This is a genomic window from Burkholderia sp. LFS061 (assembly GCF_047978125.1).
In the GTDB taxonomy this organism is placed as follows: Bacteria; Pseudomonadota; Gammaproteobacteria; order Burkholderiales; family Burkholderiaceae; genus Burkholderia; species Burkholderia pyrrocinia_C.
On sequence record NZ_JBFPFS010000028.1, the window covers coordinates 71,586 to 92,968 of the forward strand.

General features: G+C 67.7%; 21 protein-coding genes. 6 read left to right on the plus strand and 15 right to left on the minus strand.

Annotation, left to right across the window (positions count from 1 at the left end; translation table 11 throughout):
* Positions 1-154 precede the first annotated feature (154 nt).
* Positions 155-1,564, minus strand: coding sequence for an MFS transporter (locus tag ACNQQL_RS23170; RefSeq protein ID WP_347065992.1), 1,410 nt, complete (start codon positions 1,562-1,564; stop codon positions 155-157).
* Positions 1,565-1,696: 132 nt separating this feature from the next.
* On the opposite strand from ACNQQL_RS23170, the gene ACNQQL_RS23175 reads away from it, so the two are divergent.
* Positions 1,697-2,578 (plus strand): LysR family transcriptional regulator, encoded by an 882-nt coding sequence (locus tag ACNQQL_RS23175; protein WP_347065949.1) that lies wholly within the window; start codon positions 1,697-1,699, stop codon positions 2,576-2,578.
* Positions 2,579-2,594: 16 nt separating this feature from the next.
* Here ACNQQL_RS23175 and ACNQQL_RS23180 read toward each other — a convergent pair whose 3' ends face one another.
* Genes ACNQQL_RS23180 through ACNQQL_RS23205 form a run of 6 tightly spaced genes read right to left on the minus strand, consistent with a single transcriptional unit; the run spans position 2,595 to position 7,856 of the window.
* The gene (locus ACNQQL_RS23180; protein WP_347065951.1) at positions 2,595-2,732 is read right to left on the minus strand and encodes a hypothetical protein; all 138 of its coding nucleotides are present in this window, start codon (positions 2,730-2,732) and stop codon (positions 2,595-2,597) included.
* Positions 2,733-2,773: 41 nt separating this feature from the next.
* Positions 2,774-3,139 (minus strand): response regulator, encoded by a 366-nt coding sequence (locus ACNQQL_RS23185; protein WP_006486240.1) that lies wholly within the window; start codon positions 3,137-3,139, stop codon positions 2,774-2,776.
* Positions 3,140-3,175: 36 nt separating this feature from the next.
* A complete protein-coding gene (locus ACNQQL_RS23190; RefSeq protein ID WP_347065953.1) occupies positions 3,176-4,135 on the minus strand; it encodes a chemotaxis protein CheX in 960 nt (319 codons plus the stop codon).
* A gap of 22 nt (positions 4,136-4,157) precedes the next feature.
* Positions 4,158-4,730, minus strand: a complete 573-nt coding sequence (locus tag ACNQQL_RS23195; RefSeq protein ID WP_347065955.1) for a hypothetical protein — start codon at positions 4,728-4,730, stop codon at positions 4,158-4,160.
* Positions 4,727-5,455: a methyl-accepting chemotaxis protein gene (locus ACNQQL_RS23200; protein WP_347065994.1), complete on the minus strand. Its 729-nt coding sequence runs from the start codon at positions 5,453-5,455 to the stop codon at positions 4,727-4,729. The genes ACNQQL_RS23195 and ACNQQL_RS23200 overlap by 4 nt, the downstream gene beginning before the upstream one ends.
* Before the next feature lie 22 nt (positions 5,456-5,477).
* Positions 5,478-7,856: an MCP four helix bundle domain-containing protein gene (locus ACNQQL_RS23205; protein ID WP_347065957.1), complete on the minus strand. Its 2,379-nt coding sequence runs from the start codon at positions 7,854-7,856 to the stop codon at positions 5,478-5,480.
* A 533-nt stretch (positions 7,857-8,389) separates the two neighbouring features.
* Here ACNQQL_RS23205 and ACNQQL_RS23210 point away from each other — a divergent pair.
* Entirely contained in the window at positions 8,390-9,073 is a 684-nt protein-coding gene (locus ACNQQL_RS23210; RefSeq protein ID WP_347065995.1) for a phospholipase, read from the plus strand.
* Between the two features lie 50 nt (positions 9,074-9,123).
* Here the strand turns inward: ACNQQL_RS23210 and ACNQQL_RS23215 are convergent, their stop codons facing one another.
* Positions 9,124-10,635, minus strand: a complete 1,512-nt coding sequence (locus ACNQQL_RS23215) for an amino acid permease (RefSeq protein ID WP_347065959.1) — start codon at positions 10,633-10,635, stop codon at positions 9,124-9,126.
* A gap of 110 nt (positions 10,636-10,745) precedes the next feature.
* Positions 10,746-12,152: an aspartate ammonia-lyase gene (gene aspA / locus ACNQQL_RS23220; protein ID WP_310140171.1), complete on the minus strand. Its 1,407-nt coding sequence runs from the start codon at positions 12,150-12,152 to the stop codon at positions 10,746-10,748.
* A gap of 142 nt (positions 12,153-12,294) precedes the next feature.
* Here aspA and ACNQQL_RS23225 point away from each other — a divergent pair, with 142 nt between their 5' ends.
* Complete coding sequence (locus ACNQQL_RS23225; RefSeq protein WP_347065962.1) at positions 12,295-13,269, plus strand: LysR family transcriptional regulator; 975 nt, start codon at positions 12,295-12,297, stop codon at positions 13,267-13,269.
* 102 nt (positions 13,270-13,371) lie between these two features.
* Here the strand turns inward: ACNQQL_RS23225 and ACNQQL_RS23230 are convergent, their stop codons facing one another.
* From ACNQQL_RS23230 to ACNQQL_RS23250, 5 genes are all read right to left on the minus strand, one after another.
* On the minus strand, positions 13,372-14,436 hold the full coding sequence (locus ACNQQL_RS23230) for an asparaginase (protein ID WP_347065964.1): 1,065 nt from the start codon (positions 14,434-14,436) through the stop codon (positions 13,372-13,374).
* 289 nt (positions 14,437-14,725) lie between these two features.
* Complete coding sequence (locus ACNQQL_RS23235) at positions 14,726-15,049, minus strand: hypothetical protein (RefSeq protein ID WP_347065966.1); 324 nt, start codon at positions 15,047-15,049, stop codon at positions 14,726-14,728.
* A 121-nt stretch (positions 15,050-15,170) separates the two neighbouring features.
* Positions 15,171-16,193 carry a DUF2891 domain-containing protein gene (locus ACNQQL_RS23240; RefSeq protein WP_347065968.1) on the minus strand — a complete coding sequence of 341 codons (1,023 nt, stop codon included), beginning with the start codon at positions 16,191-16,193 and terminating at the stop codon, positions 15,171-15,173.
* A gap of 19 nt (positions 16,194-16,212) precedes the next feature.
* Complete coding sequence (locus ACNQQL_RS23245; protein ID WP_072436502.1) at positions 16,213-17,163, minus strand: DUF979 domain-containing protein; 951 nt, start codon at positions 17,161-17,163, stop codon at positions 16,213-16,215.
* Positions 17,160-17,849 carry a DUF969 domain-containing protein gene (locus ACNQQL_RS23250; RefSeq protein ID WP_034179849.1) on the minus strand — a complete coding sequence of 230 codons (690 nt, stop codon included), beginning with the start codon at positions 17,847-17,849 and terminating at the stop codon, positions 17,160-17,162. Before ACNQQL_RS23250 ends, ACNQQL_RS23245 begins: the two co-directional genes overlap by 4 nt.
* A gap of 344 nt (positions 17,850-18,193) precedes the next feature.
* On the opposite strand from ACNQQL_RS23250, the gene ACNQQL_RS23255 reads away from it, so the two are divergent.
* Positions 18,194-18,418 carry a hypothetical protein gene (locus tag ACNQQL_RS23255; RefSeq protein WP_072436500.1) on the plus strand — a complete coding sequence of 75 codons (225 nt, stop codon included), beginning with the start codon at positions 18,194-18,196 and terminating at the stop codon, positions 18,416-18,418.
* A gap of 49 nt (positions 18,419-18,467) precedes the next feature.
* On the opposite strand, the gene ACNQQL_RS23260 is transcribed toward ACNQQL_RS23255, so the two are convergent.
* Positions 18,468-18,896 carry a hypothetical protein gene (locus ACNQQL_RS23260; RefSeq protein ID WP_347065971.1) on the minus strand — a complete coding sequence of 143 codons (429 nt, stop codon included), beginning with the start codon at positions 18,894-18,896 and terminating at the stop codon, positions 18,468-18,470.
* A gap of 344 nt (positions 18,897-19,240) precedes the next feature.
* On the opposite strand from ACNQQL_RS23260, the gene ACNQQL_RS23265 reads away from it, so the two are divergent.
* Positions 19,241-20,245 carry a chemotaxis response regulator protein-glutamate methylesterase gene (locus ACNQQL_RS23265; protein WP_347065973.1) on the plus strand — a complete coding sequence of 335 codons (1,005 nt, stop codon included), beginning with the start codon at positions 19,241-19,243 and terminating at the stop codon, positions 20,243-20,245.
* A gap of 58 nt (positions 20,246-20,303) precedes the next feature.
* On the plus strand, positions 20,304-21,371 hold the full coding sequence (locus ACNQQL_RS23270) for a diguanylate cyclase (protein WP_072436497.1): 1,068 nt from the start codon (positions 20,304-20,306) through the stop codon (positions 21,369-21,371).
* The last annotated feature ends 12 nt before the right edge of the window (positions 21,372-21,383 follow it).

Sequence of the window (21,383 nt, forward strand, 5' to 3'; positions counted from 1 at the left end):
GCGGCGATGACGCACGCGCGTTCGCGGCATGTCGATGAAATGGTCCTCCACATTCCGCGCGGCGTCCAGTCGCGCGGCCGCACGTGCCTGCGCGGTGGCCTGCGTGCCGCCGTACCACCGTGCGGACCACGCGATTCGCGCGTCAGCGGTGCCGCTACGCGGTTTTCGCCGTGCCTGCCGTCCGCGCGGCAAGGGCGGCCGTCGCATAGGCGACACCACCGACCACCGCGATCGCCCACAGCGCGGCGGTCGGATTCGGCAACAGCATCGTCGCGGCGCTGGCGATGGCCACACCGAACAGGCTTCCTGCCTGTCGCGCCGCATTGAGGAATCCTGACGCCACACCCGCCGCGTCCGCGGGCACCTGTTCGAGTACGGTCGCGATCATCGGCGCCACGGACAGCGCTGTCCCCGTGCCGAATGCGGCCATCGCCGTCCAGGCCACCGGCCACGGCGCGCGCAGCGTCAGCGCGGCCGCGAGTGCCGGAATGGCCAGCGCCGCCACCCCGAGACCGTTCGCCATCAGCCGGACCGGGTGCACCCGGCCCTGCAATTTTCCGGACAACAGATTGCCGAGCGACAGGCTCAGCGCGAACGGCAACAGCGTCAGCCCCGTCTGCCGCGCGCTCATGCCGAACTGCCCGTGCAGGTACAGGCTCAGCACGAACAGCAAGCCGAAGTAGCCGACATACACGAGGCTGCCCATCAGGTTCATCGCGACGAAGGTGCGATTGCGAAACCACGCCAGCGGAACCATCGGATCGCGAGCACGCCGCTCGATGACGATCAGCGCGCCTGCAGCGAGTCCGGCGACCAGTAGCGCGCACCGGACTTCCGCCGCACCCAGGCCGCGTGTCGGCAGTTCGATCACGGCGAAACACAGCGCGCCGAGCGCCATCGCACCGACACACTGGCCGGCCCACTCGAAGTGGCGCGTTTGCCGCGCGACCGACGCCCGGACGAGCACGGCCGCCCCGGCAAACGCGACCGCGCCGGTCGGCACATTGATCAGGAACGCGCTGCGCCAGCCGAAATCGTCGACGAGGATGCCGCCCAGCACCGGCCCTACGGCCACCGCAACCGACGCGATGCCCGCCCATACCGCAATCGCCCGCGCGCGCTCGGCAGGCACGTCGAAGGTGCTGCGCACGACCGCGAGAGACGCAGGCAAAAAGAGCGCGGCGCCCATGCCCTGCACGAATCGCGCGGCCACGAGAATGGCCACGGACGATGCGAAGCCGCATCCCGCCGATGCGGCGACGAACAGCGCCAGCCCCGCGAGGTAGACGTGCTTGGCGCCGAACCGGTCGGACAGCGCGCCGCCCGCGAGAATCAGCGCGGCGAAGCTGAGCGTGTACGCGTCGACGATCCATGCGAGCTCCGCGACCGTCGCACCGAGACTCGCTCGCATCGCGGGCAGCGCAACGTTGACGATCGTCGTATCGAGCACCGCCATGAACATTCCGATCGCGACGAGCGCAAGCGTGAAGCGGCGTTCTCGGGCCGTCGGGCCGCACGCTGCCGTGATGGATGCGGGAAGGGAAACAGGATTGCAATCGGGCATGAAACCTCCAGGCAGATGCCGGGAGTCTAGAAACGGCACGCGATGCAGAAAAGTGATAATTTCGCATTTGCCTGATGCAGATATGCATCCCCAAACCCGCCGCCACCCTGCCCGATGACACTGCCGACCCGCATGAACTGGGACAACGCCCGCTTTTTCCTGGCCCTCGCGCGCACCGGCACGCTGCGCGGCGCCGCGGCGCAACTGAACGTCGATCAGGCGACGGTGGGGCGTCGGATCGCCGCGCTCGAAGACGAACTCTCGGCCCGCCTGTTTCTCCGAACGCCGGCCCTCTATGTGCTGACGACCGCCGGCGAAGCGTTGCTCGAACCCGCCGAAGCGATGGAACGGGCGTCGCTCACGATCGAGCGGCGCGTGATGGGCCTCGACGAGCAGCTCGCCGGGTCCGTGCGCATCGCCACGACCGACACGCTCGGCAAGCGCTTCGTGATTCCCGCCATCGCCAACTTGCGGCGCAGGCATGCCGGCATCGATGTCGTGTGCGTGACGTCGGCCGAAATCGCCAATCTCACGCGCCGCGAAGCGGATCTCGCAATTCGCACGTTGCGGCCGGAATCGCCGGACCTGATCGTCAGGCGGCTCGGGCATCTCGAAACGGGCATCTACGCATCGCGCCGCTACCTGGCCGAACGTGGCGAACCGGCCGCGGGCAGCGCGTTCGAAGGACACGATCTGGTGATGTACCAGCAGCCGGTGGTGCCGACGATGTGGGATGCCCTGTGCGGCGAATCGACGTCGCGCGGCCGCGTGATGTTCCAGACATCGTCGACGATGATGCTGGTCGAAGCCGCGCTTGCCGGGCTCGGCATCGCGGAGCTGCCGTGCTTCCGCGCCGAAACCGAGCCGGAACTGGTGCGCCTCATGCCTCGACGATGCAATCATTTCGACGTGTGGCTCGTCGCGCATGCCGATCTGTACAAGACCGCACGCGTGCAGGCGGTGATCGAAGCCGTCGTCGACGAATTCGCGAGCGTCGCGCCCTCGGGCCGGTAACGAACGCGCTACGGCTTCAGCGCGGGACCGGTATCAGCCCGCTGCGCCGCGCGCGCACGCCCGACCACCGGTGCCCGATGCCGGCCAGGAAAACGACGGCGCCCATGAAGCCCAAGGTCAGCACGCCGCCCCGGATCGCGCCGAACGTATTCATTCGCGCGGTCATTGCGGCCCCCTGCTCCAGCCAAATGCGCGTCAGCCCGCGAGCTTCTTCAGCGCGTCGAGCACCGCGTCGCCCTTGAACGGCTTCACGATCCAGCCCTTCACGCCGGCCGCCTTGCCGCGCTCCTTCATCGCCGGGCTGCTTTCGGTCGTCAGCATCACGACGTTGACCGCCGTGTTCGCCAGTTCGCCGCGGATCTTCTCGACCATCGTCAGGCCGTCCATGTTCGGCATGTTCACGTCGCTGATCACGAGGCGCACGCCGGGCGTCGCCTTGAGCTTCGCGAGCCCGTCCTTGCCGTCGACGGCCGTCGCGACGTCGAGCCCGTGATTGCGCAGGAACCCCGCGACCTCGTCGCGCACCGTGCCCGAATCGTCGACCACCAGAATCTTTGCCATGTCGTATTCCCCTTCCTTTATTTCGGACTTCAACATTCAAAACAGTTCGAGTTCGCCCGATTCGACCATCGGCCCCACGTCCGGCACCGATTCGCGGAAATCCTCCGGCGACCAGCTCAGGCTGAACACGAAACGCTGGTCGAGACACACGGACCGCCCCGATGCCGGGTCGGTCATCCGGTACTTGAAGCAGAGCTGCGGACAGTCGCCGCCGAACGAGATGAACTTCTGCTTGTGATTGACGACGAGCGGCACCTGCACCGGATGGCGCGCGAGCGCCTCCGCATCGCCGAGATAGCGGTTCTTGAACGCGCCCCACACGAGGTTGGTCAGCTCGCCGAGCACGGTGTTCACGTCGCGGAAATCCGGCGCGCGGCCGTCGTCGCGCGTGCCGCCGATCATGTCCAGCAGCGGCTGCTCGCTCGTCTGCAGCAGCATGTAGCCGCGGCACCATGCACTTTCGAGCGCGATCAGGCTGAACACCTCGCCAAAGATGATCTGGTCGCGGACGATGCACGGCGTTTCGTGCTCGATCGTCATGCCCGGAAACAAGCTGTCGATGCGCGCCTCGGTGATCTCCGAGATGCCGCGCACGAGCGCGTTCGGATAGTCGCGGCCGAACAGGTATTCGTCGATCGCGCGCTTGAGCGGCGTCATGTCGTCCGCGGCGTAGGCCGCGCATGCCACCCGCGCAAGCGCGTCGGGCAGCCCGTCGCGCGATGCGAGCGATTCGCGGCGCAGGATGATCGGCAGCTCGGGCCGCAGCGCGTCGATCTGCGTCGCGATGATCGCGCTCTCGACCGGTGAGCCGCCGTAATCCTCGGCCAGCAGGATCGCACCGAGATCGATATTCGAGCGCAGCACCTTCAGCAGCCGGCTGCGCCGCACGGTCAGGCCGACCAGGTTGTGCTCGTCGCAGAAACGCTTGATCGCATCGGCATGCGTGCGGCTGTCGTCGAGCACGAGCACCTTGCTGACAGGTTGGTCTTCGGTCATCTCAAGGGTTCCTCATGGTCGATCAGAACAGTTCGAGTTCGCCGCCGGTATCCACCGCGGCCGTTTCCGGCACATGGAAATCGACCGGCGCGTTCGCGCATACGCACAGCGTCGCGCCGACGCGCACGTCGCCGTCGAGCGTCAGGTCGTATGCGGCCACGTAATCGGGTGCGAGCGCGGGCAGCCAGTCGATGCTCGCGCCGCTCAGCAGGGAAGGCGTCGACATCCCGAGATCGGGAAACGGCACTGTCAGCGCCTGGTTGATCGCGCCGCAGCACAGGTTCGCGACTTCCATGATCGCTTCGGGCAGCGGCCGCTGGCCGCTCGTGCCCGCCGTCGCGCCGGCGAAATGGCGACGCGTCGCATCGTCGTCGCCGAAGCGCAGCGCGAGCAGCAGGCGGAAATGCAGCGCCGAGATCGTCAGCACCACGACGTACTCGGGCACCTTCGGTTTCGATCGCGACTTCATGCACGCGGGATCGTGCGCATCGCCGGCCGACGGCCGGATGTCGCACGCGCCGCCGGACGCGAGCCGCGTGCGCGCCGCGTCGAAAAAAATCCGCTCGAAGCCGGCTTTCGCCTGCGCGCCGATCACGCCGCCGCTCCTTCGATCCGCGCGTGCAGTTGCCCGGCCAGCGTCTCGACGGTCGCGAGCGCGGCCGTGATCATCTTGCCGCCAGCCTGGATGTCCTGGAACGTCGCGGCCGTCACGAGATCGTTGCGGTTCAGGCTGTCGCGATAGCTGTTCGACAGCTGCTGCGAGCGTGCGGCCAGCCCGCGCACCTCGCTCGCGACGATCGAGAAGCCGCGCCCGGCCGTCCCCGCGCGCGCGGCCTCGATCGACGCGTTCAGCGACACGATCGACACGTGCGCGACGATCGCCGACAGCTCCTGGTTCTTCGTGCGCATGTCCTGGTTCTGCGTGGTCAGCGAGATCATCTGCTCGTGCCAGCGCTCGAACGTGCCGGCGAGCCCGCGCAGGCGCGCGGCTTCGTCGGCGATCTTCATCGCATGCTGCGCAAGCGCGGCGCGGTCCGCCGACAGCGCCTGCAGCGCGTCGCGCTGCGTGCCGGCCGCGGACGCCTCGCGCGCCAGCGCATCCTCGAGCCGCGCCTCGCGTTGCGCCCATGCGTCGGCGGCTTCGGCATGTGCCGACGCCGCTTCTGCCGCCTTCGCGTCGGCCGCATCGAGCGCGCCGCGCAACGCATGCGCGTCACGTGCCATCGCCGCGACAAGCCGCTTGCGCATCACGCGAAACACGACCGCCGCCGCCACCGCGACGACGAAGCCGCCCGCCAGCGCGGCGGCAATCGGGATCATCCACGCCTGCACGATCACGCCATCACTCCGCTGCGCCGACGTCTGCAATGCGTTCGTGCGCGGCGCCGTGACCGGCACCGTCCGCCGCGAAGCGCGCCGGCAGCGACACGATCGTCTCGAACGCGCGATACGGCGCGCCGACGCGATCGTCGGTGAAGCGCAGCGCGATGTCGCCGCCGTCGCGCTTCAGGAAGTTGCGCACCGCGTCCATGCCGACGCCGCGCCCCGACACCTCGGTTACCGCGTGCGCGGTCGAGAAGCCCGGCCGGAAGATCAGCTCGACCACCGCTTCGTCGGTGAGCGCCGCTTCGTTGCCGCCATCGATCCACCCGCGCTCGCGCGCGATGCCGCGAATCCGGTCGAGCGCGAGGCCGCGGCCGTCGTCGCTCAACACGAACCACAACTCGCCGCCGCCGACGCCGACCGCGATGTCGATCGTGCCGGACGCCGCCTTGCCGGCCGCGCGGCGCTCTTCGGACGATTCGATCCCGTGGTCGATCGAATTGCGCAGCAGGTGCATGAACACGTTCTTCAGCGTCGCGCCGATCTCGCTGCGCACGCGATGGCCGTGGCTGTCGATATGCACGACGGGCGCCGGCTTGCCGAGTTCGGCCGCGAGCGACGGCAGCGACTCGATCACGCCGCCGAGCGCGTCGCCGATGCCCTGCGTGCCGAGCTGGCTCAGCATGCGGCGCACGGCATCGCGTGCCGCCTGCCAGTCGTTCGCGTTCGCCGGATCGGCACCGTCGAGCACGCGCAGGCTCTCGCTGATGTGCGCGCGTTCGACCATCAGGTAATCGGCACCGCCGTGCGCCGGTTCGCCGCTGCGGCCGAGCGTGACCGCGTTGATCGTCGCGTAGCGTTCGACGGCCTCGCGCACGCGGGCCAGGTCTTCCATCAGCGCGTCGCGGTTCCACTCGGGGCCGCCGTCCGCGCGGCGCAGCGATTCGTACGCCTGTTCCGCTTCGTGGACGATGTTCGTCAGGTGCTGCAGGCTGTACGTGCGCGCATTGCCCTTGATCGTATGCATGTTGCGGAACAGCGCCGCGACGATCGAGTGATCGGCGCGCTCGTGCTGGCGGATCATCCGTTCGTTCTCGCTGAGGAAGCCCTTCGCGCTGTGCACGAAGTCGTGGAACTTGTCCTGGCTGATCGACAGGATCTCGCCGATCATCTCGAGGCGGCGCTGCTGCTCGCCGGCCTGCGCGGTCAGCTCGCGAATCTCGGTCACGTCGCGCACGCACAGCATCAGGCGCACGACCGTATCGGTCTCGTCGGTGATCGCCGACCAGCTCAGGTCGAGCCATTTCTCGCGGCCGTCCGGCATCCGCTTCGCGACTTCGTTGACGAGCAGGTGCGCGTTGAATTCGAAGTTCATGCTGTCTTCGCCGAGGCACGCGTGCACGGCCGCATCGACCTGCGAGCGCGCGTCGGCGCCGATCGCCGAATCGTCGAACACGAGCGCCATCAGGTCGCGGCCGGCGATGTCGTTCGTCTCGAAGATGGTTTCGAGGTACGCCGAATACTCCGCATGCACGACGCCGCCTTCGACGACGGTCAGGATCCCTTGCTGCATGTTCTGCAGCATCGCCTGGATGTCCGCCGTCTTCTGCTTGAGCTGCGCGGCGTTCTCCTGGATCTTCTCGATCATTCCGTTGAACGCGACGATCGAATGGCCGATCTCGTCCATCCGGCCCACCGGCACGCGGCGCGTGAAATCCTGGCTCGTCGCGATCTCGCTCATCATCGTCTGCATCCCGATCAGCGGACGCGTGATCTGGCGATACAGCACGAAACCGAGCGCGGTCAACAGCACGATCACCGTGCCCGCGACGCCCGCGATCGCGGTTGCCGTCGTCGCGAGCATCCCGTTCAGCGCGCTGATCGCGTCGTCCTTCTGGCGGTTCTTCTCGACGCGCAGCGTGTCGACGATGCTTTCGAGTTCGTCGCGATACTGCGCGACGTTCGCGAACAGGTAGGCCTGCGCCATCTCGGCCTTGCCATCGGCCTTCATCTTCACCGTGTCGTCGATCGCCGCGAAATAGTTCGCGGCGCTGTCCTTCGCCTGCGCGACGAGGCCTTCCTGCGCGCGGCCGACCGCCGATCGCGCCTGCGCGTCGAGTGCGGCGCGCAGCGCGGCCTGCTTCGCCTTCAGCTCGTCGCGCGCCTGCGCGGCGGTATTCGCGTCGGGCGCGTAGACGAGCGTCATCGTCGCGATCTGGATGTTCTTCACATCGGCGACGAGATCGGCCGACGCGAGCGCGCTCGGCACGATGCCCTGGGTAACCTGGCGCACCTCGGACGCGCTCTTGCGCGTCTGGTACACGGCATAGATGCCGATCGCGGACAGCGCGAAGAACGTCAGGACGACTAGCAGCGTAATGCGATGACGGATGGTCATGAGTACAGCTCCCCGCAGCGATCCGGCTTCGACCGCCCATTGATCTAATGAAAGAATATGAGCGCCGAATTATCGGGGATGGTGTATGACTGTCCGATGACCGTTAATCAATCGATCATTGAGAAAATTGGAATGATTAATTGCAGCGGGAAAAGCCTAAAGTTTTTCGCGGGTTTGCCGTTAACTCCGGGGCTCCAGCGCCGATGCAGCTGCTGGCTTTGCCGAATCTGCGGAGTAGCGGATATTCATTGTTTTATTCGCATTCCAGCAATTCGATCTTATTGGGCATCGGCAAAACGTTTGCGCATTATCGATGAACCGATTTGTTTCGGCATCTTTTTATAATCGATGCGTCGTTCGCCGGCATCCCGAAATCGCCCGCGCCGTGCGTCGCGATATCGGCTATCTGGCCCTCGACATGAACCGTGGCCGAATTCATTCCTGCCAGGAAACAATCAATCGCCACCCGGCGATTCACCTCTACGTCCGTACGCTCTAGACTGTCGCATCGTTCCCCTTTCCGGACCCACGCGATGACCGACGCCCTGCCGCTGACCACCGATCCCGATTCGGGCCTCCAGTACCGGCTGCGCCCGGCTGCCGGCCGCCCCGCCGCCCGCCTGTTGCTGCTGCATGGCGTCGGCGGCAACGAAACCAACCTGCTGAACGTGGCCGATGTGATCGATCCGCGCATCGAGATCGCGTTCGTGCGCGGCCCGCTGACCTTCGGGCCCGACCAGCACGCGTGGTTTCCGGTGCGCTTCGGCCCGAACGGCCCCGAAATCGACGCGGCCCGCGCGGACGCCAGCCGCCTCCAACTGATTGCGCTGCTGCGCGCCTTCCGCGCGCGGGACGGCGCGGGCTCCGCGTTGCCGGCCGTGATCGCCGGCTTTAGCCAGGGCGGCATCATGAGCGCGAGCGTCGGCCTCACGTCGCCGGCCGACGTCGCCGCGTTCGCCGTGCTGTGCGGCCGCATCCTGCCGGAAATCGATCCGCTGATCGCGCCGCGCGATGCGCTTCGCCCGTTGCACGCGCTGATCGTGCACGGCCGCTTCGACGACAAGCTGCCCGTCGCATGGGCCGACACCGCCGATGCAAAACTCACGGCGCTCGATGTCGCACACGACACGCGGCTGTATGCGGCCGGGCACGAACTGACTCAGGAAATGGCCGCCGATTTCGGCCGATGGGTCGGCGAACGCACCGGATCGAACTGACCGCACCGGTAAAGCCGGCCCGCGAACGGACCGGCCCCCGGCGCGCACCGTCACGCGTTCTGCGCAGGATCTGCGACGACGCGCACGGCCGCGGGTGCGGGTGCGGCAACCGCCCGCTCACGCTCGGCACCGCGCTTCGCGAGCTTCCAGCCGATCACCAACGCGAGCACGACAACCGGAATCGTCGCGACGGTCCACGTACCGCCCGGGTAGTCGAACGCCATCAGCACCAGCACGCCGACGAGGAATGCGAGCGTGAGCCACGAAGTGAACGGCGCGCCGGGCATCCGGAACGACACGGCCTTCAGCTCGCCGCGATCGACCGCGCGGCGGAACAGGATCTGGCTCATCACGATGAAACCCCACGTCGTGATGATCCCGAGCGACGCCATGTTCAGCACGATCTCGAACGCCTGGGCCGGCACGATGTAGTTCAGCGGCACGCCGATCGCATTGATCGCGACCGTGATCAGGATCCCGCCGTACGGCACGCCACGCGCGTTCATCCTCGACACGAAGCGCGGCGCCGACCCGCCCATCGCGAGCGAGCGCAGCACGCGCCCGGTCGAATAGAGACCCGAATTCAGGCTCGACAGCGCGGCGGTCAGCACCACGACGTTCATTACCGTGCCGACGTACGGCACGCCGAGCTTGCCGAAGAACGTCACGAACGGGCTTTCGTGCGCGCTGTATGCGGTCCACGGCAGCAGCAGCGTCAACAGCACGACCGAACCGACGTAGAACAGCGCAATGCGCCACATCACGCCGTTGATGGCCTTCGGCAGTACCTTGCGCGCATCGGCCGTCTCGCCCGCCGCGACGCCGACGAGCTCGATGCTCGCATACGCGAACACGACGCCCTGCACGATCAGCACGGCCGGCAGGATGCCGTGCGGAAAGATCCCGCCGTGATCCGCGACGAGGTGAAGCCCCGGCATCTGGCCGGCGACCGGATGGCCGCTCGCGAGGAACACGGCGCCGACCGCGAGGAACACCGCGAGCGTGCCCACCTTGACGAGCGAGAACCAGAACTCCATCTCGCCGAACACCTTCACGCCGATCATGTTCATCACCGACACGATCCCGAGCGCGCCGAGCGCGAACACCCACTGCGGCACGTCCGTGAACACGGCCCAGTACTTCATGTAGATCGCGACCGCGGTGATGTCGACGATGCCGGTCGTCGCCCAGTTCAGGTAGTACATCCAGCCCGCGACGAACGACGCGCGCTCGCCCATGAACTCCCGCGCATACGACACGAAGCTGCCGCTGGTCGGCCGGTGCATCACGAGCTCGCCGAGCGCGCGCATGATCAGGAACGCGAACACGCCGCAGACCAGATACACGAGCGCCAGTGCGGGCCCCGCGCTTTGCAGGCGCCCGCCCGCGCCGAGAAAGAGGCCGGTGCCGATCGCACCGCCCATCGCGATCATCTGCACGTGCCGCGGCTTCAAATGCTTCGCATAACCGGCTTCGTGCGACGCGAACATCGCGTCGGGATCGGCATGACGGGAATCCGCGCCGCCGGCCGTATCGGCCGGCCGCTCGCTGGTGTGTTTCATGTTGAGTCTCCGTTTATTGATGTGTCGCGCCCCGCTCCGGGGCGCTTTTTGAACGGTCGCGCGCAGGCCGCCGGCGGCAGGCGGCAGGCGCCGGTGCCGCGCGGCCGGTGTCAAAGCACGCGCGGCCGGATCAGCGCTTCGGGTTGCAGCGCGTCGTCCAGTTGCGCTTCGGTCATCAACTGGTGATCCAGCACGACCTCGCGGATCGACTTGCCGCTCTCGTGCGCCTCGGCGGCCACGGCGGTTGCGCGCTTGTAGCCGATGTACGGGTTCAGCGCGGTCGCGAGCGCGACCGAGCGCTCCATCGTTTCGCGCAGCCGCTCGGGATTCGCGGTGATCCCGCTCACGCACCGCTGCGCGAGCGTCGTGCATGCGGCCGTCAGGTGGCTGAAGCTGCGGAACAGCGCGCTGGCGATCACCGGCTCGAATGCGTTGAGCTGAAGCTGTCCGGCCTCGGCGGCGAAGGTCACGGTCAGGTCGTTGCCGAACACCTCGAACGCGACCTGGTTGACGACTTCCGGGATCACCGGATTCACCTTGCCGGGCATGATCGACGAGCCGGCCTGCACGGGCGGCAGGTTGATCTCGCCGAACCCCGCGCGCGGGCCGCTCGACAGCAGCCGCAGGTCGTTACAGATCTTCGACAGCTTGACGGCGATCCGCTTGAGCACGCCCGAGACCTGCACGAACGCGCCGCAATCCTGCGTCGCCTCGATCAGGTTCGGCGCGGTGCTCAGGTCGAGCCCGGTGATGCGCCGCAGCGCCGCCAGTGCCTTCTCCGCATACTGCGGATGCGCGGTGATCCCCGTGCCGATCGCGGTCGCGCCGAGATTGATCTCGCGGATCAACCAGCCGGCTTCCTGCAAGCGCGCAATGTCTTCCGTCAGCATCACCGCGTACGTCGAGAATTCCTGGCCGAGCGTCATCGGCACCGCGTCCTGCAACTGCGTGCGGCCGAGCTTCAGCAGGCCCGCGAACGCGTCGGCCCGCTCCGCGAACGCATCGCGCAGCCGCGCCATCGCGTCGAGCAGGTGCTCGACCGCGAAGCACGTGGCGACCCGGATCGCGGTCGGATAGACGTCGTTCGTGCTCTGCGCGAGATTGACGTGCTCGTTCGGATGCAGATATTCGTACTGCCCGCGCGCGTGCCCCATGATTTCGAGCGCGCGGTTGCAGATCACCTCGTTCGCGTTCATGTTGGTCGACGTGCCGGCCCCGCCCTGGATGACGTCGACGACGAACTGGTCGTGCAGGCGCCCTTCGCGGATCTCGACGCACGCGGCGGCGATCGCATCGCGATACGGCTTCGGCAGCAGCCCGAGCTCGCAGTTGGCGTCGGCCGCGGCTTCCTTCACGGCCGCGAGCGCCATCACGAGGTACGGCAGCGTTGCGATACTGCGGCCGGAAATGTCGAAATTCTCTTTGGCGCGCAGCGTGTGTACGCCGTAGTAGGCCGCATCCGGAATGCTTCGCTTACCTAAAAGATCCGCTTCGACGCGGAAGCCGTTTTCTGCCATCGTGCCCCTCCTGGGTGTCTCGTGCCGCTCGTCGTGCGCCGCTTCCCGACGCGACGGGTTCGCATTCTATGCCTTTGCAAAAACAAGCTCGCCTCTGTATTATCGAAAGCGGTTTTGCGTGGGACGCAACAGCGAGAATCGGATGAAAAAAGGCATGAGAGAGACAGGCATCGATCACCTCGGCGCGATGCGCGCGTTCGTGAGAGTGGTCGAAACGGGGAGTTTTTCGGCGGTCGCGAAGGAGATGCACGTGTCGACGTCGACCGTCGCGCGCAAGGTGACGGCGATCGAGGAAACGCTCAGCGTCGCGCTGCTGCACCGTTCGACGCACAGCGTGACGCTGACCGAGGCCGGCCACATCTATCTGGAGCGCGCCATCACGCTGATCGCCGATCTCGACGACACGCTGCGTGTGGTCGCCGAGCTGAATGCGCAGCCGAGCGGCCCGCTGAAGCTCACCGCGCCGGTCGCGTTCGGGCGCCGTCACCTCGCGCCGCTGATCGCGCCGTTTCTCGCGCGCTACCCGACGATCCAGCTCGACGTGCGGCTCACCGACAACCACAACGACCTCGTGGCCGGCGGCTTCGATCTCGACATTCACGAGGGCGAGAACTACCTGGACAACCTGGTCGTCCACCGGCTGTCGCGCAACGACAGCATCCTGTGCGCAGCGCCCGGCTATCTCGATCGCTACGGGCGCCCGTCGGCGCCGGACGACCTGAAGCACCACAACTGCCTGCGCTACGTGCACCCGGAAGGCGATCCGCGCTGGGATTTCGTGCACGGCGACGCGCGACACAGCGTGCTGCCGGCCGGCAATCTCGTCACCGACCATTCGGAGCTGCTGCTCGAAGCGACCTGCGCGGGGCTCGGTATCGCGGAGTTCGAGATCTGGCTGGTGCGCGACCTGCTCGCGAGCGGGCAACTCGAAGCCGTGCTGCCGCGCTACCGGCTACAGAACCGGCTGACGGGCGAATTCATCTACATCGCGTATCTGGCGAACCGGCGCAGCTCGGCGAAGCTGCGCGTGCTGAAGGATTTTCTCGCGGAACATCTCGCGCAGATCGGCGAACTGTCGGACGTCGAGCTGGCGAAGATTCGCGGCGCGCGCGCGTAGCGCCCGCGTTGGCGTTCGCGTCGATCAGCTAGCGGGCGGGCGCCGATGCGCACGGCCCGGTTCGCGGGCCGGCGGCATCGGTGATCGGTGCAGGGACGACGCTCAGGCAGGCTGCAATTCGAACGGAAACGTGGCGTGCCCGATCTCGACGCCCTGCGTATTGAGCATCCGCGGCCGGTGGAAGCCGGCCAGTTGCGCGCGCTGCGCGGACGTACCGATCTGCAGCCGCTCGAGAATCTCGCTGACGACCATGTAGAGCACGTCGAGATTGCCGTCCTCGATCTTCACCGAGATGCCGAGCGCACCGTCGGCGCCGAGCCGCCGTGTATTTTCCGATGCACGCACGCCGAGCCCGTAGCACGCATCCGCGCCGAGCTTGCCGACCACCTGCCCGCCGAATGCATTCATCAGCACCGTGCAATAGCGCCCGTCGCCGGCGACCAGCTCGGGATGCGCCGTCATCGCACGATGAATGCGCGCCAGCGCGCGAACGCGATCGCTGATCTCGCCGCCGCCCGCTTCCACCGTGTCCGCGCCGTCGGCCAGCGACGCGTAAAGACGCGCCAGCCGATCCAGCGAAAACGCAGGCGTCGGCAGGTTGCACCCGTCGATCGCCCAGTCGACTTCGTCGTCGCGCAAGCCGCACGCATCGGCCACGACATGCTTCACGCGCACCTGCATCGGATGGTCGGGCAGATGGTAATCGGCCATCGCTGCGCCGATCGCCTGCGCGCCGGCCAGCATCCCGACGTGCTTGCCCGAACAGTTGCTGCACACGCCGGTTGGCGTGTAGTCGCGCTTGATCCACGACCGGTACACCGCGTCGGACAACGGCGGATGGCCACCGCACCGCAAATCCGATTCGTGCGCGGCGACCTTGGCTAGCATCGCCCGCGTGCGTTCGATGTGCCGGTCCTCGCTGCTGTGCGACGCGCACATCAGCGCGATGTCCGCGTCGTCGAAGCCGAAGCGCTCGGGCGCGCCCGTCTCGATCACCGACAGCGCCTGGGCCGGCTTGGCCGCCGAGCGCGCCAGCGTCATCCGGAACGGATCGCCGAACCGGGCCAGCAACCTGCCGCTTGCATCCACCACCGCCACATGGGCGACGTGCGTGTTCTCGATCGCATTGCCGCGGTACGTGACGACCGCTGCGCGTTGGATGTCCATCGTGTCCTGCCTCCTCCTTGCTCGGGCCTGGCTGCCGGGGCCCGTCCAACCGGTACGGAAGTGTATCGAGTCGTCGCCGACGCGCGCCGGCCGGGCAATGGAAAGCGGTGTTGCATCCCACGCAAAGGCAACCTCGTTGTGACAAAACCTGACCGATTCAGCACAAAATCATTCAAATTCATTTCTGTTGCGCACACCATTCCGGGACGCACGCCGATCCTGACGGCGCAGACATACGCGAACCTGCCCGCGCGCCGCCAGGATGATGCGGCCGCCCCCGTCCGCACGTTCACGCGAGGTGGTAGCGCAGCCAGAAGGTCTCGCGACATGCGTTGTCGAACGTCAGCCGCGACGGGCTGATCGGCTGTGCATCGGGATGGCGGAGCACGTCGTAGTCGATCCAGCATTCGGCGCACAGCAGGTCGGACGGCGCGCGGTCCTGCTCGACCGAGCGGCGCACGATCGCCCCGTTGTCGAAACGGTATTCGGTTTCGTCGCGCACGACCTCGACATCGTCGTCGGTCCAGCGGTCGTGCGACGTCGCATGCGACACGATCGACACGGGGCCGGCGAACCCGTGAATCGCGGCGATGTAGGAAATGAGCTTGTGCATGGCGAAGAGGCGAACTGGCGGATGGCCGCTTCGCGCGATGAATACGGCAAGAAGCGGACCGAGCGGCGAGTATAGCCGCGCGCCGATGACCTTGCCGCCGGCGGGGTTTCGCTCGCGCGCGCTACGCTTCCAGCGCAAGCAATGCGAACGTCGCGACCCAGTGCTCGCCCATGTAATCGCCGGCCACGTGCGCGAGCGCGCTCGCGAGATGCCGGCCGGCCGCGCCGAGCAGCTTCGCGCGCCGCGCGTCGCCTTCCGGCAGCGCGCCGGCGAGCGCCCGCTGGCACCACGCGCGGCTCAGGTTCAGCCCGTCGAGGTGCGCGATCTTGCCGTCGCTGCGGTCGCTGACCGTCGCCGGCTCGAACAGCGTCGCCGGCTCGCCGCGCGCGAGATCCGGCAAAAAGCGCGCGAACCAGCCGTCGAATTCGGCTGCCGGCAGCACGCGCCGCATCAGCTCGGCTTCCATCAGCGCGGGCGACAGGAATTCGTCGCCCGACGGCTCCCACGCCTGGCACGCGACGTCGTCCAGGTGCCAGCGCTTCGCGGTGTCGACGATCAGCGCCGCGAGCCCGTCGCGCTGCGTGTCGCGCGCGAAGTCGAGCGTGAGCGCCAGCGCGAACGCGGTGTTGAAGTGCGTGCCGACGCGCAGCGGATAGGTCGCTTTCGGCAGGAAGGTCTCGAAGCGCGACACGAACAGGTCGGTGAGCGGCGCCATCGTCTTCGCCCAGCGCGCGGCCTGCGGCAGCACGCCCTTCAGCGCGAGCCGCTCGAGTTGCGCGGACAGCGCGAGCAGCCACGCCCAACCGTACGGCCGTTCGAAACCGCTGTTGTGCGGCAGCGCGAGATACGCGCGCTCGCCGGCGACATTCGCTTCGGTGAAGTGCGCGTCGACGATCGCGACGATGCGCTCGGCCTCCGGCAGCGCCGGATAGCGTTCGAGCACGCGCAGCACGAGCCAGTAGCCGTGCACGCACGAGTGCCAGTCGTAGCTGCCGTAGAAGATCGGATGCAGCGCGCGCGGCCCCTGCACGTCGTGCGGACCTTCGAGCGAATGCGTGAGCTTGTTCGGATATTCGCGGGTCAGGTGCGCGAGCGCGAGCGACGCGAATTTCGACGCGAGTTCGGGCGTGAGTCGATCGGTCATGAGGATCTCGTCCATCGAGTCAGAAGCGGAATACGAATGCATACATCAGCAGCGTGTTCACGGCCAGCAGCAGCACGGCCGTCGGCCATTGCGCCTTGATCACGCCGTTCTTGTCCTTCAGTTCGAGCAGCGCCGCCGGCACGACGTTGAAGTTCGCGGCCATCGGCGTCATCAGCGTACCGCAGAAGCCGCTCAGCATCCCGATCGCGCCAACGATCGCCGGGTTGCCGTGGAACTGGTGGACGATCAGCGGCAGGCCGATGCCGGCCGTCATCACCGGGAACGCGGCGAAGCCGTTGCCCATGATCATCGTGAACAGCGCCATGCCGACCGTGTAGGCCGCGACCACCGCGAACGGCGAATCGATCGGCACCCAGTCCTTCACGAGCCCCGACACCACGCCGCCGACACCGGCGAGCGCGAACAGCGCGCCGAGCGCCGCGAGCATCTGCGGCAGGATCGCGGCCCAGCCGACCGCGTCCATCGTGTGGCGCGCTTCCTTCAGCGCATGGACGGGCGAATCGCGCAGCATCGCGAGCGCGACGACGAACGCGACGATCGTGCCGAGCACGAGCGAGATCAGCGTCACGCTCTTCGGGTCGACGAACGGCACGCGCTTCAGTGCGAACGTGCCGATCAGCGTGACCACCGGAATCAGCAGCGCGGGCAGGAACAGCCGGTTGCCGAAGCGCTGCGCGAGCGACTCGCGCCGCACGGCCGCCGCTTCGCCGGCTTCGTCCGACTTGCCGCGCCCGAGCTTGCCCGAGCCGGCGATCACCGCAAGCCCGATCGCGAGGCAGCCCGTCACGAAATGCGGCAGCAGCGCGCCGAACAGGAACGTGACCGCGTAGATCGCCCAGAACGCGAAATTGACGACGCGCCGCGGGTTCGTGCGGTCCGTCAGGTTGAAGCACGCGAACGCGGCGAACATCAGCCCCGCGAGCGTGTACAGCGATTCGAGGCCGATCATCGCGCGCCCTCCTGCGCCAGCAAGCCGCAGCCGCGCGCGAGCCGGCGGTCGAGTAGCGCGAGGCGCGTACAGTGGATCAGCAGCGCGGCGATCGCGGTCGGGATCGCCCATACCGACAGATGCAGCGGCTCGACGACGATCCCGTTCTGTTCGAGAAAGCCCTTGATCAGCAGGATCGACTGGATCGCGATGAAGATGTCCTCGCCGAAGAACACGGCGATGTTGTCGACGCCCGACGCATGCGCGCGGATCTGCTGGCGCACCGACTCGGGCAGTTCGCCGTGCCGGTCGACAGCGGCGGCCTCGGCCATCGGCGCGATCAGCGGCCGCACCATCTGCGCATGGCCGCCGAGCGACGTGAGGCCGAGCGCGGCCGTCGCCTGGCGCAGCACGAAGTACAACATCAGCACGCGGCCCGTGGTGGCCGCCTGCACGCGCGAGATCATCCGCTTCGCCTGCTCCTTGAGCCCGTTGCGCTCGAGCAGCGCGATCACCGGCAGCGTCAGCCAGATGAGGCCCATGTAGCGGTTTTCGGTGAACGCCTTGCCGAACGCGCTGACGATGTCGACGAGATTCAGCCCGCCCGCCAGCCCCGTCGCGAGCCCCGCGATCGTGACCACCAGCAGCGCATTGAAGCGCAGCGCGAAACCGATCACGACGATCGGCACCCCAATCAGCACCAGCATTGCTCCTCCTTGTGTTGGACGCGCGGCGCCTTTGCAGCGGCCGCCTGGCCGGTTTGGACCGTGCTCTGACCGCGAAATCTAACACGAGACTTTATCGATAAAAAGTCGACGATTTGCCGGTTCGGGTAAACGTTGAAGCGTGCGGACACCGTGCACGGGCCATGTGTCGGCGGTGTTTCATCGGAGGAATCGATCGTCGGTCGGGCGGCGCGGCCGCACGCGTTGCGGCATGCGCTTCCCCGCATTCGCGCGGCCGGCGGCAGCCGGCACGGGCCGCCGCGCGTGGCGGAGCCCCGGTGCGCCGACTAAACTGGAAAGCATCTGCAACGTACGGGAGAGCCGCCATGATTGACGTATTCCAGACCATCGGCAGCCGCGCGTTCTCCGCTCATCTGGCGAAGGACGGGATGGTCACGCTGATGGAACAGCGCAATGAAGTCGACCGCGTGACGCTCGCGACCGCCTATGCCGCGCTCGTCGAGGAGGCCGAGCAGGAATCCGACCTGCTCGACGCGACGGTCGAAGGGATGATGCGCGCGCTGATCCAGGGGTACGCGCGCAGCCATTGACGGCGCGGCCGCGCATCCGGTGCGCGGCCGGGTGCCCGGTTGCGAGCCGCTATGCGGCCGGCGTGCCGGCGCCCGCGCCGAACCACCGGCCCGCGCGCAGTTGCCCGTGGTCGGCCCGCGTGAAGATCCTCAGCAGGTTCGATACGGCGCCGTTGCTGTCGCGATCGAGCTGCGTCAGGAACGCTTCGACCTCGTCGCGGCCGGCAAACAGGATCGTGCTGAAGTAGCGTTCGCGCCCGGCGTCGGACAGGTTAGTCGCGCGCAACTGGTACGGATGATGAAGCGCCGCGAACAGGAAGTAGTAGCGCTCGGCGTCGTCGCGCAGCACGCGCGCCGCGTCGGGCTCGACCGGAAACTCGCGGTAGAACGACGCGTGCCCGCTCTCGATGTCGATCCGGTACAGCAACCGGCCGTCGCGTTCGATCACGACCGGCGCATATGGGTCGCGGCTGACGAGCGTGGTGTCGGGCGCAGCCATCCGGTTCTCCTCGTTCTTCGTGTCGAAGCCGGCACGGTAACATGCGTCCTTCGGCGGCCTGCCGTGCCGAGATCGCATGGCCCGGCATGCACGACTGCGCCGGCCCGGTTCCGTTACCGGCCGGAAGCGCCGCACCGTCATAGAGGAAACGTACTGGAACAGCGCAATGCGCAAATTTTTCGATTGCCGCCGCCCGCGCCGCATGACAGCATTCGGGGCGTCGCCAACCGAAAAAGAATACCGCGCCGCCGGCCACCGATGCCGCCCGGCGGCGCCGAACAGGCAGCCCCCTCCATGAACCCGGCCCATATCCAACATTACGAACCGACCGGAGAATTCCGCTTGTGAACATCGGCATCGTCAACGACCTCCCGCTTGCCGTCGAGGCGATGCGCCGCGCGATCGCGCGTCGGCCCGAGCACCGCGTGCTGTGGGTCGCGACCGACGGCGCGCAGGCCGTCGAACTGTGCGCCGCGCAGCCGCCCGACGTCGTGCTGATGGACCTGATCATGCCGAAATTCGACGGCATCGAAGCGACGCGGCGGATCATGCGATCCGAACGACCGTGCGCAATCCTGATCGTGACGAGCTGCATCGGCGCGAACGCGTGGCGCGTGTACGAAGCGATGGGCGCCGGTGCGCTCGACGCGGTCGACACGCCGCGGCTCGGCGATGGCTCGGCCGGAGATACGACCAGGTTACTGCTTGCGAAGATCGACCAGATCGGCCGCCTGCTCGATGCGCCCGGCGGCACGCGCATTGCCGGCACGGCCACCCGCGCCGGCGGCGGCCCGCTGGTCGCGATCGGCGCATCGGCCGGCGGCCCCGGCGCGCTCGCGTCGATCCTCGGCGCCCTGCCGGCCGATTTCAGCGCGCCGATCGTGATCGTGCAGCACGTCGACCGCGCATTCGCCGAAGGCATGGCGCAATGGCTCGACGGCCAGACGCCGCTCACCGTGCGCGTCGCGCGCGAAGGCGACCGCCCGCAACCTGGCGTCGCGCTGCTCGCCGCGACCGACGATCACCTGCGCATCACGCACGCCGGCACGCTCGAATACACGCGCGAGCCGGCCGCCACGCCGTATCGGCCGTCGGTCGACGTGTTCTTCAACAGCCTGACCGAGCACTGGCCCGGCCGCGTGATCGGCGTGCTGCTCACCGGGATGGGGCGCGACGGCGCGATCGGCCTGAAGGCGCTGCGGATGAAGGGCTACCATACGATCGCGCAGGACGAGGCGACGAGCGCCGTGTACGGCATGCCGAAGGCGGCCGCGACGCTCGGCGCGGCGCGCGCGATCCTGCCGCTCGGCCGCATCGCAGGCGAGCTGGCGGCGCTCGCGCGAATCTGATCCCGACGATGAACACGCGCAACACCCATGCCTGCCCTTGCAACAACCCGCATCGATCATGACTAGCGACCTGACTCGCCCGCCGGGCGGCCCGCATACGCCGCCCGTCGACGTGCCGGCAATGGTGTTGCTGGTCGACGATCAAACGATCGTCGCGGAAGCCGTGCGACGCGCGCTCGTCGACGAGGAAGGCATCGACTTCCACTACTGCCCGCGCTCGGACGACGCGATGGCCACCGCGATCGAGACGCGGCCGACCGTGATCCTGCAGGACCTCGTGATGCCCGGCACCGACGGGCTGAGCCTCGTGAAGACGTACCGCGCGAATCCGGCGACGCGCGACGTGCCGATCATCGTGCTGTCGACGCAGGAAGAGCCCGTGATCAAGAGCGCCGCGTTCGCGGCCGGCGCGAACGACTACCTCGTGAAGCTGCCCGATCGCATCGAGCTCGTCGCGCGCATCCGCTACCACTCGCGCTCGTACATGAACCTGCTACAGCGCGACGAAGCCTATCGCGCGCTGCGGCAATCGCAGCAGCAGCTGCTCGAGGCCAATCTCGAACTGCGGCGCCTCACGCACTCGGACGGGCTGACCGGGCTGTCCAACCGCCGCTATCTCGACGAATACCTGGCCGCCGAATGGCGGCGCGGCACGCGCGAGCGCAGCGAGCTGTCGCTGCTGATGATCGACGTCGACAATTTCAAGCTGTACAACGACACGTACGGGCACGTGTCGGGCGACAGCGTGCTCAAGCAGATCGCGTCGACCATCGAGCGCTGTCTCGGGCAGTCGGGCGATCTCGCCGCGCGCTTCGGCGGCGAGGAATTCGCGGTCGTGATGCCGGCCACTTCGCCGGGCGCCGCGCGGTTGCTCGGCGAGAAGATCCGTCTCGCGGTCGAGGCGCTGCGGCTGCGGCACGCGCATTCGTCGACGGGCAACACCGTGACGATCAGCATCGGCGGCGCGAGCATCGTGCCGGCGCCCGGCCTGCCGACGACCGTGCTGATCGAGGCCGCCGACCGCGCGCTGTACCGCGCGAAGCACGAAGGCAAGAACCGCGTCGAGATCGATGCGTCGGCACCGCCGCCAGGCGCCGGCGGTTTCGGCGCGCCGCGCGACGACTGAGCCCGCACCCCG